A 13,255-nucleotide genomic window follows, 5' to 3' on the forward strand; every position below is an offset into this window, starting at 1 on the left:
GTTCAGCCACGGCCGTCGGCCGGCAGGCGCAGCAGTCGCTTGGCGATGATGTTCCGCTGGATCTGAGAGGTCCCGCCGTAGACGGACGCGGCCCGGGAGTAGAGGTAGTCGCCGAAGATCTCCCCGCCCGCGCCGTGCAGTTCCTCGGGGAAGACCTTCAGTGCCGTCTCGTACAGCCGCTGCTCGGTCCGGGTCATCAGCAGTTTGTCGACCGACGACTCCGGGCCCGCGGACCGGCCGGCCAGGCGTTCGGCGGTGCGACGGCGGGAGTGGGCGACCAGCACCCCGTAGTCGACGACGCACCGGCCGATGTCCGACAGCAACCCGTCGGGAAGACTGCCGCGACGCTCGTGGGCGCGGCGGCGCAGCCGCTCGACCAGCAGCCCGTACGTGGACAGGTGGCCGGTGTCGAGAGCGTTGCGCTCGTACGAGACGGTCGTCATCGCCAGTTTCCATCCGGCGCCCTCGGCACCGATGAGGTCCGCTTCGGTCAGGCGGACGTCGTCGAGGAACAGCTCGCAGAACTCGTCGTCGCCGTTGGCCGCGCGCAGGGGGCGTACCGTCACGCCGGGGCGGTCCAGCGGGAGCACGAACGCCGAGAGGGAGGCGTGCGCGGACGCGCTCGGACCGGTGCGGGCCAGGAGCAGGCAGAGGTCGGAGTACTGGGCGTAACTGGTCCAGAGCTTCTGACCGTTGACGGTGTAGTGGCCGTCCGCTCCGCGGTCGGCACGGGTGCTCATGCCGGCCAGGTCCGAGCCGGCGCCCGGTTCGCTGAAGCCCTGGCACCAGACGTCGTCGCCCGCGAGCATGCGCGGCAGCAGGCGGCGGCGCTGCTCCTCGGAGCCGAACTCCAGCAGGGCGTGCGCGAGATAGCCGATGCGAGGGACTCCCGGTGCGCCCCGGGCCCCCAGCTCGTCGCTGACCGCGACCTGGTGCAGTGGGGTCAGTCCACGTCCGCCGTACTCCCGCGGCACGTCGAGACCTACCCAGCCGCCCGCGTGCAGCATGCGATGCCAGCGGTGCAGGAAGACGGGCACCGGCTCGTCCGCGCCGCGTGCGGGAAGGGGGTGGTCCGCGAGCCAGGCGCGGAAGTCGCCGCGCAGGCCTTCCAGGTCGGCGGGGTCGCCGAAGTCCAGGGGGAGGTCGGTCATCGGGTCGTCTCCGGTTCGGCCGCGGTGGAAGTGGGCGCCCCGGTATCGGCGGGCGGGGACTCGGCAGAGGCGGGCTCGGCCAGCGTGGTCAGGAGGTCGGCCGTGGTCGCCAGCAGGTCCGCCCCCACGAGGACGCGGCGCAGATACAGATGGGCGACGTGCTCCCAGGTCTGGGCGATGCCGCCGAACACCTGCATGCCCGTGTACACCGCCTCGACCGCCGAGGTGTTCACCTCCGCCTTGGCCACGCGGGCCGCCGCCAGCGCCCGGCCGGCCGGCTCGTGATCCAGGCACCAGGCGGCGTACCGGGTGGCACTGGCGCACGCCTCGACCAGGACCCTCGCGTCGGCGAGCAGGTGCTGCACCGCCTGGAAGGAACCGATTCGTTTCCCGTACTGCCTGCGGTCACGGGCGTAGTCCGTGCTCAGCTCGACGAAGGCGTCCACCGCACCGACCAGTTCGGCGGTGACGACGACCAGTGCGTACGACTGCCAGCGCTGCCCGGCCTCGGCACCGAGGCGTCCGACGATCTCGCCCTCGCCGTCGTCGGGGACCGCGCGCACACTGCGCAGCAGGTCGGCGGTCCGGGTGGGCGGGCCCAGCGCGACCCGCCGTACGGTCCCGTCGGGGGCGACGTGCAACGCACTGTCCGCCGCGTCGCAGTCCCAGGCGACCAGCGGTGACGGGTGCTGCCCTGGGAAGCGCAGGTCGCGGGCGAGTGCGATCGTGGGGAGGGACGCCGGGGCCGTGATCCCGAGCAGGCGCGACAACTCGGGGGCGAGGAGGGCGGTACCGAGCAGAGAGGTCGTCAGCGGCTGCCTGCCGTGCTCCTCGGCGAGCAGCGCGCACTCCTGGACCGTGGCGGCGGGCGGGGAGGAGTGGCGCAGCTCGGCGAGGCCCAGCTCGTCCAGCGCCTGCCGCGCGGCGGCACGGGTCCGCGGCGTCACCTCGTCGGCGGACCCGACGCGGTGCCGGGTCGCGAACGACCGCAGCATGTCCCGGACCAGGGTGAATTCCTCGGTCTGCACGCTCAGTCCTCCTCGGAAGCGACTGTGCGACGGCGGGTGCGGGAGGCCAGCTCGTTGACGATCCGGATGTGGTCGGGGCTGGTCATCGTGGACCGCTCGGCCAGGAGGGCCGCCTCCATGCCGCCTCGGGACATCTGCTCGACCACGGCAGCCAGGGCCGCCTTGGTGGCACGCAGCGCCTCCGCCGGCTGGGCGGCGAGCCGGTGAGCCAGCTTCATAGCCTCGCTCATCAGGTCACCGGCCGGACAGCGGCGGTTCGCCAGGCCCAGCTCGACCGCCGTGGCCGCCGGGATCCGGTCGCCGGTGAACAGGTACTCCTTGACCCGCAGCAGGCTCGTCAGCAGCGGCCAGAGGGTCACCCCGCCGTCGCCCGCCACCAGCCCGACCGACACATGAGGGTCGGCGAGGTAGGCGTCCTCGGCCATGAGGACCAGGTCGCACCCGAGGGCCAGGCTGCAACCCAGTCCGACCGCCGGGCCGTTGACCGCCGCGATCAGCGGGAGGGGGAAGCGGATCATCTCGGTCTGGATGATCCGATCGAGCCGGATCGAGCGTTCCCGCAGCGCAGGGTCGTCGTGGTGGCGGAGCAGGTGGTCGAAGTCGCCGCCCGCGCTGAACGCCCGTCCCGCTCCGGTCAGCACGACCGAGCGCGCCCCGGGGTCCTCTGCCAGCTCCCGCCACACCTCGGACAACCGGCGGTGCAGTACTTCCGACACTCCGTTGAGGTGCTCCGGCCGGTTCAGTGTGACGATGCGGACGTTGCCGTCGGCGGCCACGGTCAGGACGGGGCTCACGTCGCTCATGCGGCGATGGTAGTAAAGGTCAGACCGATATTGTCAATGGTGTTGCTGAAAAACGAGAATGTCATTCTCGTTTGAGCGCGGCGGTTCCTACCGACCGCCCGCCTACGGACGGGCGGGCCTCCGTCGGCCGTCAGTCGTCGGCTTCCGGCAGGTCCACCAGCTCCCGGCCGTCCACTTCGGCGGCGGCGCGGGCGAAGCCGCACACATGGCGGCTCATCCGCCGGTAGGCCGCTTCCTCGTCACCGGACCGGATGGCTTCCGTGATCCGCGCGTGGGCGCGCGCGGTGAGCCGGCGGATGCGGACGTCCATGAACTGTGCCAGGTCGGTGGAGGCGTGGATGGACTCCGAGAGGGCATCCAGGAAGCCGATGAGCAGTTCGTTGTCGCCCGCTCTGGCCACGGCGTTGTGCCACTGAATGTTGGCCCGCAGGAATCGCGGGACGTCGTCGCCCGCTCCGACCAACTCGGCGTGGGCGGTGTCCAGATCCGCCAGGTCCCGCTCGGTGCGTCGCCGGGCCGCGAGCGCCGCGCAGGCCGGCTCGATCGCCTCACGTGTCTCGTGCAGCGCCTCCAGCCTGATCCGCTGTCCCCGGATCACCAACTGCACCGTGCTGGCGAGGGATTCGCGGCCCGGCCGGTGCACGAAGGCGCCGCCTCCGCGGCCCGGCCGGATGTCGACCAGCCGCTCGACCTCCAGAATGCGCAGCGCCTCGCGCACCGTCGCCCGGCTCAGCCCCGTCTGCTCCACGAGCTGACGTTCCGGCGGCAGCGCCGTGCCCTCGCCGAACTCTCCCGAGAGGATGCGCTCGCGCACCTCGGCCGCCAGCACGTCCGACGCCTTCGGCACGCTGAGCGGCTCGAAGGGCGGGGCGGGTGGGATGAAATCGGCGCTGGACACGGTGCGGGCCTCTCGTCGGGCGTCCCTTTCGGCTGAACCATTCAACACAGCCCGGGGGAGACCTGTCACATGACCATGCCCCCGTCCACGGGCAGGACCTGACCGGTGACGAACGAGGCGGCGTCCGAGGCGAGGAACACGAATGCCCCGGCCACCTCCTCCGGTTCGGCCCACCTGCCGAGCGGGATGCGCGTGAGCATGCGCTCCGCGAACTTGGGATCGGTGCGGATGGTCTGGGTCATCGGGGTCGCGGCCAGCGGCGCGAGGGCGTTGACCAGGATGCGCCTGCGGGCGAGCTCCCTGGCGAGGGACTTGGTGAGCCCGATGATGCCCGCCTTCGCCGCAGAGTAGTTCACCTGGCCGAGGGTGCCGGTCAGGCCGGCAGACGAGGTGACGTTGATGACGCGTCCGGTGCCGTCCGTCGCGAGGAACGGCAGGGCCGCCTGCGTGCAGTGGAAAGCGCCCATCAGATGGATGTCGATCAGTCGCCGGACGGACTCCTCCTCCAGCTTGTCGAACATAGCGGGCGCGGTGACACCGGCGTTGTTGACGAGGATGTGCAGGGTCCCCTCGGCCAGTGCCGCGGCCCGGGACACCGCGTGGTCGGCGGCGGTCCGGTCGGTCACGTCGAGAGGCGCGCTGTCGGTGCTCAGGCCGGCGGAGGACAGCTTCCCGGCCACGGCGGCCGCCGCCTCGCCGTCCACGTCGGTGACGAGCACTGCGGCTCCGGCGCGGGCGAGCGCTCCCGCCACCGCGGAACCGATCCCGCCGGCGGCACCCGTGACGAGCGCGGAGCGCCCCGTGAGATCGAACAGTCCCGTACGGTCGGTCATCCCTGGCTCCTGGTCGTCGATGGTGCAGGTCAGTAGCTGCGCGGCAGTCCCAGGGTGTGGGACCCCAGATAGTTCAGGACCATCTCCTGGCTGACCGGCGCGATGCGCATCAGCCGGGCCTCACGGAAGAAGCGGGCCACGGGGTACTCCTCGGAGTAGCCCATCCCGCCGTGCGTCTGGAGCGCGCGGTCGGCGGCCATGAATCCGGCGTCCGCGCACAGGTACTTGGCGGTGTTCGCCTCCCGCCCGCAGGGCCGCCCCCGGTCGTACAGCCAGGTCGCCTTGCGCAGCACCAGCTCCGCCGCGTCGAGCCGGGCGAGCGAGTCCGCGAGCGGGAACTGGATGCCCTGGTTCATACCGATGGGCCGCCCGAACACCTCACGGTCACAGCCGTAGGCCACCGCCCGGTCCAGCGCCACCCGCCCGATGCCCAGGGCCTCGGCGGCGATCAGCATGCGCTCGGGGTTGAGGCCGTCGAGCAGATAGCGGAATCCCTGGCCCTCCTCGCCGACCCGGTCCCGGGCCGGGACCCGCAGCTCGTCGATGAACAGCTCGTTCGAGGTGACGGCGTTGCGCCCCATCTTCGGGATCGGCCGGATGTCCACGTGGTCGCGGTCGAGGTCGGTGAGGAACAGGGTCATGCCGTCAGTCGGCTTCGCGACCTCGTCCCGCCGGGAGGTGCGGGTCAACAGAAGGATCTTCTCCGACTCCACGGCCTTGGAGATCCACACCTTGCGGCCGCTGACGACGTAGTGGTCGCCGTCCCGCCGGGCGTACGTCGTGATACGCGTCGTGTCCAGGCCCGCACCGGGCTCGGTCACCCCGAAACAGACGTGCAGGTCACCGTCCGCGACGCGGGGGAGCGTGCGTCGCTTCAGTTCGTCGGAACCGTGCACCACGACCGGGTGCATGCCGAAGATCGACAGGTGGATGGCGCTGGCGGCATTCATCCCGCCCCCCGAGCGGGCCACCTCCTCCAGCAGAAGCGTGGCCTCGGTGATGCCGAGGCCGTGGCCGCCGTACTCCTCGGGGATCGCGATGCCGAGCCAGCCGCCGTCGGCGACGGTGGCGTAGAACTCCTCGGGGAAGGCGTGGTCGCGGTCCTTCTCCATCCAGTACCGGTCGTCGAAGTCGCGCAGAAGACCGGCCACAGCCTTGCGGATCGTCTCCTGGTCATCGGTCAGCTCGAAATCCACGGCGGGGAGCCCCTCTGCCGGTTGCTGATGTGTGAAACATATCAAAGGTCAGACCGAAAGAGGCGTCAACTGCCCTGACGTATCGGGCGGTTGCAGTGCGGGAAGTGGTCAGTGCGGCACGAGAGAAGGGCCCGCACGGGTACGGGCCCTTCAGTTGGAACGACGGGTGGGGTCAGGCCTTGGTGCGCGTGGCGCCCTTGGGGGCGGCGGACTTCTTGGTGGTGGTCTTCTTCGTCGCCGCCTTCTTGGGAGCGACGGCCCTCTGGGTGTCGGACTCCCCGCCGGTCGCCTGTCCTGCCCCGGTGATGCCGCCCAGGCAGAATTCCCAGACGTCCTCCGCGCCGATCCGGGAAGGCTGCGCCCCGACCGGAGCGGCGGGAGCCTGGGCCGTGAACATCGCCGTCTGCATGATCAAGGAGGCGGTACGGCGTGGCCTGGGCGTGACGGCCTGGCCGGCCTTCACCGCGTCTTCCACCAACTCCGTGAAGAGGGCGAGCAGGGGAAGGTGTGCGGTGGCCACCTGGTCCGGGTGGCTGACCAGCAACTGAATGGCGAAGTCGGTGAAGAGCGGGGACTGCTGTCCCTCGCGCGGCGTGGAGGAGTCGTACAGCAGATCCACCGCGACCTTGAGCCGGTCCAGTGGGCCGGTCACGGTGGAGAGCCTCTCCCGCATCTCGGTGGCCGACCTCGACAGCGCGTCCTCGAAGAGGGCGAGCAGCAGCTCGTGCTTGCCGTCGAAGTGCTGGTAGAAACTCCGCAGCGACTGGCGGGAGCGCTCCACGACTTCCTGCACCGTGAAATCCGTGGTGCCCTTGTCCGTGATCAGTTCCTGGGCCGCGTCCAGGAAACGCTGCACGCGCTGCTCGGCGCGCAGCTTCGCGGCCCGGGTGGATCGCTCGACGGCACGCTGCCGCCACGCGGGTTCAGGGGACTCGACCGGTTCGGCGGGGACGACACTCATGGGTAGAACGGTACTCCACGTATGTGAAAAGAGGAGGCATCCCCCCTACCGAATCGCCCTCCGCGTGAAGCAAGACTCTTACTTCCGTCTGCCGAGAATGCTATTCTCGCTTCGATTCCTGCCACAGAGGACGCCACCAAGACCGCAGGAGAGCGGAGGCCGGGCGTGGAGTTCGAACTCGACGAGGAGCAGCGGATGCTGCGCCGCACGGTGCGCGAGACGGTCGCGAAGGTGCGGCCGCAGCCCGAGGACCGGCAGTGGGAGACCTATCGGAGTCTGGGATGGCTGGAGGCACCCCCGCTGGAACTGGCCCTCATCCTGGAAGAGCTGGGGTACGCGGCGGACCCGACCCCGTTCCTGGCCACTGCCACCTGGTTCGCACCGCTGACCGGCCGATTGCCCGAAGGCAGTGGCACGGCCGTCTTCGACGGCGTCGGCCGCTACGTCCTGGAAGCCGACCGCGCCGACGAGGTCGCGCTGCTCACGACGGGTGGGGTCACCGTCGTCCCGGGAGCGGACCTCGGCGCCCAGCGGGTCGGCATCCTCGACCCGCACGTGCATGTGGCCCACGTCGACGCGCAGGCCCTTTCCGCCGGCGTCCCCGACCTCGCCCTGACCGGGCTCGCGGCCACCGCCGTCGGCGCCTGCCGCCGCGTCCTCGACCTGGTCCTCGCACACGTGAAGCAGCGCACGCAGTTCGGTCAGGTACTCGGCTCCTTCCAGGCGGTCAAGCACAAGGCGGCCGACATGCACGTGGCCGTGGAGCGGGCCCGCGCCCTCACCCACTTCTCCGCGCTCACGATCGCCGAGGACGATCCGCGCCGCACCAAGGCCGCCCACATGGCGAAGGCGGCGGCGGGGGAGTGCCAGCGGCTGGTCTTCCGGCACGGACTGCAGCTCTTCGGTGCCATGGGCTTCACCTGGGAGAACGAACTGCAACTGCACCTCAAGCGGGCCCAGGCCTGCGACCTGCTGCTCGGCACCGCGTCCGCTCACAGGAAGGCCCTGCTGACCGCATGAAGCTCGCCGACGACCCCGAGGTGGAGGAGTTCCGCGCCCAGTTCTCCGCCTTCCTCGACGCCCGTCTCCCGACCGAGGCCGAGGCGCGCGAACGCTCTCACTCCAGTGCGCACGTACCCGACTGGGCCCGCCGCTGGCAGCGCACCCTCTTCGAGCACGGCTGGCTGCTGCCCGGGCAACCACCCGAGTACGGCGGCCGGGGGGCCACCCTGCCGCAGCAGCTCGCCCACCTGGAGGAGCTGGCCCGCCGCCGGATCTACCACAGCTTCAACCCCCAGGGCCTGGGCATCATCGCCGCGTCCCTGCTCACCTTCGGCACCGAGGAACAGAAGACACGCTGGGCCGTGCCGATCCTGCGCGCCGAGATCACCGCCGCGCTCGGCATGAGCGAGCCCGAGGCGGGCTCCGACCTGGCCTCGCTGCGCACCCGGGCCGTCCTCAACGGGGACACCTTCACGGTGAACGGGCAGAAGATCTGGACTTCCGGTGCCCACGACGCCGACGTGCTCCTCACCTTCGTACGCACCGACCCCCGCGCCCCCAAGCACGAGGGGATCAGCGCGTTGCTGATATCGACCGCCGCCGAGGGTGTCGCCCGCCGACCCTTCGGATCGATCGCCGCCGAGGACGACCACGACTTCAACGAGGTCTTCCTCACCGACGTACGCGTACCGCGCGAGAATCTGGTGGGCCCTCTCAACGAGGGCTGGCGGGTGGCCAACGGCTCCCTCGGCCACGAACGCACCCTGCTGTGGCTGTCGTACGCCGAACGGCTCCAGGACCTGGTCCGCGACGCCGGGGACGCCGGCGCCGGCCAGGAGTGGTACGCCACCCTTCTCATGGATCTGACGGCCCTGAGGCTGCTCGGCCATCGGCAACTGGGCCCGAACCGCAACGCCGCCGAGATCTCCGTACTCAAGCTGCTGGGCTCCGAGGCCGTCCAGTCGGCCTCCCTGCACGCCCTGGAGGCGCACGGCGCCGACGCGCTGGCGCACCCCGCGCGCACCGGCCCGTACCACCACATGCACCACGAGGACTTCGTCTCCAGCTGGTTCGAACGCTACGCGCGCAGCTTCGCCGGCACCATCGCCGGCGGCACCAGTGAGATCCAGCGCAACATCATCGCCGAGCGCATCCTCGGCCTACCGCGTTAGGACGCCGGTCATGGACCAAATCCTGTACGAAGCGGAAGGCGGCGTCGCCGTCATCACGCTCAACCGGCCCGAGGCCGCCAACGCCCAGACGATGGCTCTCCTCGACGACCTGGACGCCGCCTGGACCCGCGCGGCCGGGGACGAGGAGGTCCGTGTGATCGTGTTGCGCGCCAACGGCCGGCACTTCTCCGCCGGACACGATCTGAAGGACCGCTGGCCCGACCCCGACGAGATCACCCTGGAGTGGATCTACAACACGGAGGCGCGGCGCTACCTCGAGTACTCGCTGAAGTGGCGCAACATCCCCAAGCCCACCATCGCCGCGGTACAGGGCAAGTGCATCGCAGCCGGGCTGATGCTGTGCTGGCCGTGCGACCTGATCGTCGCGGCGGAGAACGCCGAGTTCTCCGACCCCGTGGTGCACATGGGCATCGGCGGGGTCGAGTACCACGGGCACACGTGGGAGCTGGGACCGCGCAAGGCCAAAGAGATCCTGTTCACCGGGAGACCCCTCACCGCCCGCGAGGCCGAGCAGGTCGGGATGGTGAACCGGGTCGTCCCGCTCGACCGGCTCGACGAATCCGCCCGCGAGCTGGCCGAAAGGATTGCGAGGATGCCACCCTTCGGCCTGCGTCAGGCCAAGCGGGCCGTCAACCAGACCCTGGACGTCCAGGGCTTCTACGCCGCGCTCCAGTCCGTCTTCGACGTCCACCAGACCGGGCACGGCAACGCGCTCAGCGTGGGCGGGTTTCCGATCCTGACGCGCCTGGAGGACATGAAGCAGCGCGTGAAGCAGGGGTGAGGAGAGCGTTACTGGGACGGCCCGTGTCGAAGCCGGGCCGACCCGTGCACGAGCCCTGAGCACGGGGCCACGGCGAGGGCGTCTCACGCGCGTCCGCCGCCACCTGGGGCCCCGGCGTGCCCACGGGGTCTGGCCCCTCCCATTCCTGGTCGCCGCAGTTCATACTTGCTTCTACATGAGGGGGAATGTCATGGACGCGGCAGGGTTGGCGTCGGCGGCCGTGCCACTCGTCGTGGCCGCGGTCACGGGTGCGGGGACCGCGATCGGCACGGGCACAGTACAAGTGGTCTCCGGTTTGGTGAGGGACCGGTTGAGGGACACGGAGCAAGGTCAGGCAGCCCTCACAGGGCTGGACCAGGACCCCGAGGACTCGGCGGCGGCCGATCGGCTCCATGCCGTGTTGCGGGATGCCCTCGACGCGGATCCGGCCTTCGCCCAACGACTGATCGCGCTGCTCGAAGCACCGCCGCCGCCTCCGGTGCCGCCGGCACCGACCGGCAGCGTGGTCATCGGAGACGGTAACCGGCTGCGCGGTAGCAACATCTCCCTTGGGCCACTGACGATCTCGACCTCCCGGGGCGGTCCGGGCGCCTTGGCCGCGCTTGTCGCCGTCATGCTGGGGATCGTGGCACTCGCCGTGTACGGCGGCGTTCGTGCGATCGGCGGGGACGAGTCGCCAGGACAGAGAGTCGGCGCCGCGCCCTGGCAGGAGTCCACCGGAGCGGTGGGAGGGTCCGGCGCTCCGACGGACGGCGTGGGAGACCCGCTTGCCAAGGGGCAGCCACGTCCGGTTCTTGAGGACCAAGAGGTCGTCGAGTCGGTCCTTCCCGGGTTGGATGCCGTCCCCGGCGGCTGGACGCAGGAGAACGACGCGAGCGTGCTCGAAGCCTCCACGGAGCAGTGCGGCAGCGAACAGCCCGATCTGCTGTTCTGTGGCGAAGCCGCATACCAGGATCCGGCGACGAACAACGTGGCCCACTTCAGGGTCTACCCCTTCGCAGGGGTGGAAGCCGCTCAAGCGGCCTACAGGTCACTGAGGCAGGAATCGCCGCCCTCCATGGCGCTGCCGACCCTCGGAGACGAAAGCCACGCCGTCAGCAGACACGGCAGTGACTCCAAGACCGTGGTGTCCATGGTCAGGGTCGGCAGTGTTGTGGCCGGCGTCACCTATGACGTCGAGGCGCTCGCCTGGACAGAAGCGTACGGCGGCGACCACCTCGAGATTCTGACACGCACTCTCGTCGATCGGGTCCAGCAAGCGCTCGGCGGTCAGGCGCCCACCGCCCGGGCTGTCCTGTGAGGGCCGACCCTCACGTTTGTCGAGCCCCGTGAGTGCGGGGCCGGTGACCACCGGCCTCAGCGAAGACCCCCTTCGTCACCGAGACCGGAATCCGGTTCCACCTGGAACGTGTTCAACGCCGCCGCCAGCGTCCCGTAGGCGCCCACCGTGAACACGAAGTCCAGCAGCTGCCGTTCGTCCAGCTCCTTGGCCAGCTCCTCGTAGGTGGCGTCGGAGAGGGTGAATGCGGTCTCCAGTTCGTCGACGACCCGGTTCACCAGCGTGGCGGCGCCCGTCCGTACCTGCTCCAGATCCTCTTCCGTCACGCCGGCCTCACGGCCGATGAGCACGTGCTGCCCCCACTCGTACGCGCACCGGCGACGCCAGGCCACCCGCAGGATCGCGAGCTCGCGCATCCGCACCGGCAAGGTGTTGCGGGCCAGGAGATGGGCGGAGAAGGTGAGGAACGACCTGGCGAGCGCCGGGTGGCGGAGCAGCAGGCCGAGGACGTTCGAGGGGGGCACCTTCCGTCCGCCCGTCAGCGGTCGCAGCGTCTCGGCGTCCCACTCCTCGTACGGGACGGGGGACAACCTCGTCATGTGTTGCGCCCCCCGTTCACACCGATGATCTGCCCCGTGATGTAACCCGCCTCCTCGCTCACCAGGAAGGAGCAGGTCGCCGCTATGTCCTCCGGGAGACCGACCCGGCGGACCGGGGTCCGGGCGATGTGCTCCTCGATGGTGCCGCCGAGCCGCTGCCGCTGTTCGGCGGTGCGCAGCATCGGAGTGTCGATGAAACCGGGCGGCACGGCGTTGACGGTGATGCCCCGCGGGCCCAGCTCCAGGGCGAGGGACTTGGTCAGCCCGTTCACCGCGGACTTGGCGGCTACGTAGTGGGCCATGAAGGGCTGGCCGGAATGGGCGCTGGACGAGGAGATGTTCACGATCCGTCCCCAGCGCCCCTCCCACATGTCCGGCAGCGCCGACTGCACGCAGTGGTACACCCCGTTGAGGTTGATGTCCATGACGCGCTGCCACTCCTCGAACGACAGCTCCGAGAACCGGGTGAAGCCGTCCTTGCCCGCCGCGTTGACCAGGACGGAGACCGGACCGTAGCGGTCGCGCACCGCTTCCATCGCCTTGTCGACCTGTGCGCGGTCGGTGATGTCCACGGTCAGCGCGTGGCCCTCCCCGGCCGGCGCGATGTCGAAGACGGTGACGTGGAGACCGTCGGCGGTGAGCCGCCGCGCGATCGCCCGACCGATGCCGGAGGCGCCACCGGTGACGACGGCCGTCCTCGCGCTGCTCACGCGAACGCCTCGTCGCCGACGACGGTCGTGCGGTGCAGCAGCCGCTCCGAGTTCTCGTCGTATGGCAGCGCGCGGTGCAGTATCCCGGTGTTGTCCCAGACCACGAGGTCGCCGACCTCCCAGTCGTGGGTGTAGCGGAAGCGCTCCTGGGTGGTCCAGTCGAGCAGTTCGTCGAGCAGGGCGCGGCTCTCGTCGGGGTCCATCCCGACGACGTGATCGGCGGTGGTGCCGGTCACCAGGGAACGGCGGCCGTCCCTGCGGTGCCACACCAGGGACATCTCGTGGTTGGGCTGGGTCCGCCAGGCGGCCAGTTCCTTCTCGGTGGGGTCCGGGTTCACCAGCCGCTGGGACGCCTCGAAGCTGTGCACCACGCGCAGCGACTCGTACCGCTCGCGTTCCTTCTCCGGCAGGTTCTCGTACGCCGCGTAGGTGCTGGCGAACTCGGTGCCGCCACCGACCGTGGCGACATGGCGGGCGGTGAGCGTGGTCGCCTTGACGGGCACATCGTCGCTGGTGCCGTCCAGGTGCCAGTAGAACGCGCCCTTCAGGTACTTGGCGCTCTTGCTCTTGGCCGGGTTGATGGAGATCGGAAAGACTTCCTGGTCGCGCAGCGCGACCACCTCACCGAGCGTACGGCTGAACGCCAACTGCTGCTCGTCGTCGAGGTGCAGCCCACGCACGAGGATAACCCCGCGCCATGTGAGGGCCTCGGCCGCCCGGTGGACGAAGGCGTCGTCGAGCGGGTCCGTCACGCCGGTGAACTCCACCCCGAGCGACGAGCTCAAGGCCTTCGATGCGATCATGAAAACTCTCCTTCCGTA

Annotated in this window: 14 protein-coding genes; 4 read left to right on the plus strand and 10 right to left on the minus strand. The window is 70.2% G+C overall.

Going from position 1 to position 13,255, the window contains the following annotated elements; translation table 11 throughout:
* Nucleotides 1-2: 2 nt before the first annotated feature.
* The 7 genes from ACZ6EG_RS30835 to ACZ6EG_RS30865 all read right to left on the minus strand — a co-directional run bounded on the left by ACZ6EG_RS30835 (nucleotide 3) and on the right by ACZ6EG_RS30865 (nucleotide 6,870).
* Entirely contained in the window at nucleotides 3-1,151 is a 1,149-nt protein-coding gene (locus ACZ6EG_RS30835; RefSeq protein ID WP_469609485.1) for an acyl-CoA dehydrogenase family protein, read from the minus strand.
* Nucleotides 1,148-2,179: an acyl-CoA dehydrogenase family protein gene (locus tag ACZ6EG_RS30840; RefSeq protein ID WP_469609488.1), complete on the minus strand. Its 1,032-nt coding sequence runs from the start codon at nucleotides 2,177-2,179 to the stop codon at nucleotides 1,148-1,150. The genes ACZ6EG_RS30835 and ACZ6EG_RS30840 overlap by 4 nt, the downstream gene beginning before the upstream one ends.
* A 2-nt stretch (nucleotides 2,180-2,181) precedes the next feature.
* Nucleotides 2,182-2,982 (minus strand): enoyl-CoA hydratase/isomerase family protein, encoded by an 801-nt coding sequence (locus ACZ6EG_RS30845; protein ID WP_469609491.1) that lies wholly within the window; start codon nucleotides 2,980-2,982, stop codon nucleotides 2,182-2,184.
* Nucleotides 2,983-3,112: 130 nt separating this feature from the next.
* Nucleotides 3,113-3,880 (minus strand): FadR/GntR family transcriptional regulator, encoded by a 768-nt coding sequence (locus ACZ6EG_RS30850; RefSeq protein ID WP_469609494.1) that lies wholly within the window; start codon nucleotides 3,878-3,880, stop codon nucleotides 3,113-3,115.
* A gap of 65 nt (nucleotides 3,881-3,945) precedes the next feature.
* Nucleotides 3,946-4,713, minus strand: a complete 768-nt coding sequence (locus tag ACZ6EG_RS30855) for an SDR family oxidoreductase (protein WP_469609497.1) — start codon at nucleotides 4,711-4,713, stop codon at nucleotides 3,946-3,948.
* 29 nt (nucleotides 4,714-4,742) lie between these two features.
* On the minus strand, nucleotides 4,743-5,909 hold the full coding sequence (locus ACZ6EG_RS30860; RefSeq protein WP_469609500.1) for an acyl-CoA dehydrogenase family protein: 1,167 nt from the start codon (nucleotides 5,907-5,909) through the stop codon (nucleotides 4,743-4,745).
* A 172-nt stretch (nucleotides 5,910-6,081) separates the two neighbouring features.
* Nucleotides 6,082-6,870 carry a TetR/AcrR family transcriptional regulator gene (locus ACZ6EG_RS30865; protein WP_469609503.1) on the minus strand — a complete coding sequence of 263 codons (789 nt, stop codon included), beginning with the start codon at nucleotides 6,868-6,870 and terminating at the stop codon, nucleotides 6,082-6,084.
* Nucleotides 6,871-7,035: 165 nt separating this feature from the next.
* On the opposite strand from ACZ6EG_RS30865, the gene ACZ6EG_RS30870 reads away from it, so the two are divergent.
* From ACZ6EG_RS30870 to ACZ6EG_RS30885, 4 genes are all read left to right on the plus strand, one after another.
* Complete coding sequence (locus ACZ6EG_RS30870; RefSeq protein ID WP_469609506.1) at nucleotides 7,036-7,890, plus strand: acyl-CoA dehydrogenase family protein; 855 nt, start codon at nucleotides 7,036-7,038, stop codon at nucleotides 7,888-7,890.
* Entirely contained in the window at nucleotides 7,887-9,044 is a 1,158-nt protein-coding gene (locus ACZ6EG_RS30875; RefSeq protein WP_469609508.1) for an acyl-CoA dehydrogenase family protein, read from the plus strand. Before ACZ6EG_RS30870 ends, ACZ6EG_RS30875 begins: the two co-directional genes overlap by 4 nt.
* A gap of 10 nt (nucleotides 9,045-9,054) precedes the next feature.
* Nucleotides 9,055-9,846 carry an enoyl-CoA hydratase gene (locus ACZ6EG_RS30880; RefSeq protein WP_469609511.1) on the plus strand — a complete coding sequence of 264 codons (792 nt, stop codon included), beginning with the start codon at nucleotides 9,055-9,057 and terminating at the stop codon, nucleotides 9,844-9,846.
* 190 nt (nucleotides 9,847-10,036) lie between these two features.
* A complete protein-coding gene (locus tag ACZ6EG_RS30885; protein ID WP_469609514.1) occupies nucleotides 10,037-11,146 on the plus strand; it encodes a hypothetical protein in 1,110 nt (369 codons plus the stop codon).
* 56 nt (nucleotides 11,147-11,202) lie between these two features.
* On the opposite strand, the gene ACZ6EG_RS30890 is transcribed toward ACZ6EG_RS30885, so the two are convergent.
* The 3 genes from ACZ6EG_RS30890 to ACZ6EG_RS30900 are packed head-to-tail and all read right to left on the minus strand — an operon-like array spanning nucleotide 11,203 to nucleotide 13,237.
* The gene (locus tag ACZ6EG_RS30890; protein ID WP_469609517.1) at nucleotides 11,203-11,724 is read right to left on the minus strand and encodes a carboxymuconolactone decarboxylase family protein; all 522 of its coding nucleotides are present in this window, start codon (nucleotides 11,722-11,724) and stop codon (nucleotides 11,203-11,205) included.
* Nucleotides 11,721-12,434 carry an SDR family oxidoreductase gene (locus tag ACZ6EG_RS30895; RefSeq protein WP_469609520.1) on the minus strand — a complete coding sequence of 238 codons (714 nt, stop codon included), beginning with the start codon at nucleotides 12,432-12,434 and terminating at the stop codon, nucleotides 11,721-11,723. The genes ACZ6EG_RS30890 and ACZ6EG_RS30895 overlap by 4 nt, the downstream gene beginning before the upstream one ends.
* Complete coding sequence (locus ACZ6EG_RS30900; RefSeq protein ID WP_469609523.1) at nucleotides 12,431-13,237, minus strand: TauD/TfdA dioxygenase family protein; 807 nt, start codon at nucleotides 13,235-13,237, stop codon at nucleotides 12,431-12,433. Before ACZ6EG_RS30900 ends, ACZ6EG_RS30895 begins: the two co-directional genes overlap by 4 nt.
* Nucleotides 13,238-13,255 lie beyond the last annotated feature (18 nt).

The organism is Streptomyces sp. NPDC041968 (assembly GCF_055589025.1).

What these genes read in the sequence shown, in the direction of transcription:
- ACZ6EG_RS30835 (WP_469609485.1), bottom strand. Translation starts at nt 1,151, where the DNA reads ATGACCGACCTCCCCCTGGACTTCGGCGACCCCGCCGACCTGGAAGGC.
- ACZ6EG_RS30845 (WP_469609491.1), bottom strand. Translation starts at nt 2,982, where the DNA reads ATGAGCGACGTGAGCCCCGTCCTGACCGTGGCCGCCGACGGCAACGTC.
- ACZ6EG_RS30855 (WP_469609497.1), bottom strand. Translation starts at nt 4,713, where the DNA reads ATGACCGACCGTACGGGACTGTTCGATCTCACGGGGCGCTCCGCGCTC.
- ACZ6EG_RS30865 (WP_469609503.1), bottom strand. Translation starts at nt 6,870, where the DNA reads ATGAGTGTCGTCCCCGCCGAACCGGTCGAGTCCCCTGAACCCGCGTGG.
- ACZ6EG_RS30875 (WP_469609508.1), top strand. Translation starts at nt 7,887, where the DNA reads ATGAAGCTCGCCGACGACCCCGAGGTGGAGGAGTTCCGCGCCCAGTTC.
- ACZ6EG_RS30880 (WP_469609511.1), top strand. Translation starts at nt 9,055, where the DNA reads ATGGACCAAATCCTGTACGAAGCGGAAGGCGGCGTCGCCGTCATCACG.
- ACZ6EG_RS30885 (WP_469609514.1), top strand. Translation starts at nt 10,037, where the DNA reads ATGGACGCGGCAGGGTTGGCGTCGGCGGCCGTGCCACTCGTCGTGGCC.
- ACZ6EG_RS30890 (WP_469609517.1), bottom strand. Translation starts at nt 11,724, where the DNA reads ATGACGAGGTTGTCCCCCGTCCCGTACGAGGAGTGGGACGCCGAGACG.
- ACZ6EG_RS30900 (WP_469609523.1), bottom strand. Translation starts at nt 13,237, where the DNA reads ATGATCGCATCGAAGGCCTTGAGCTCGTCGCTCGGGGTGGAGTTCACC.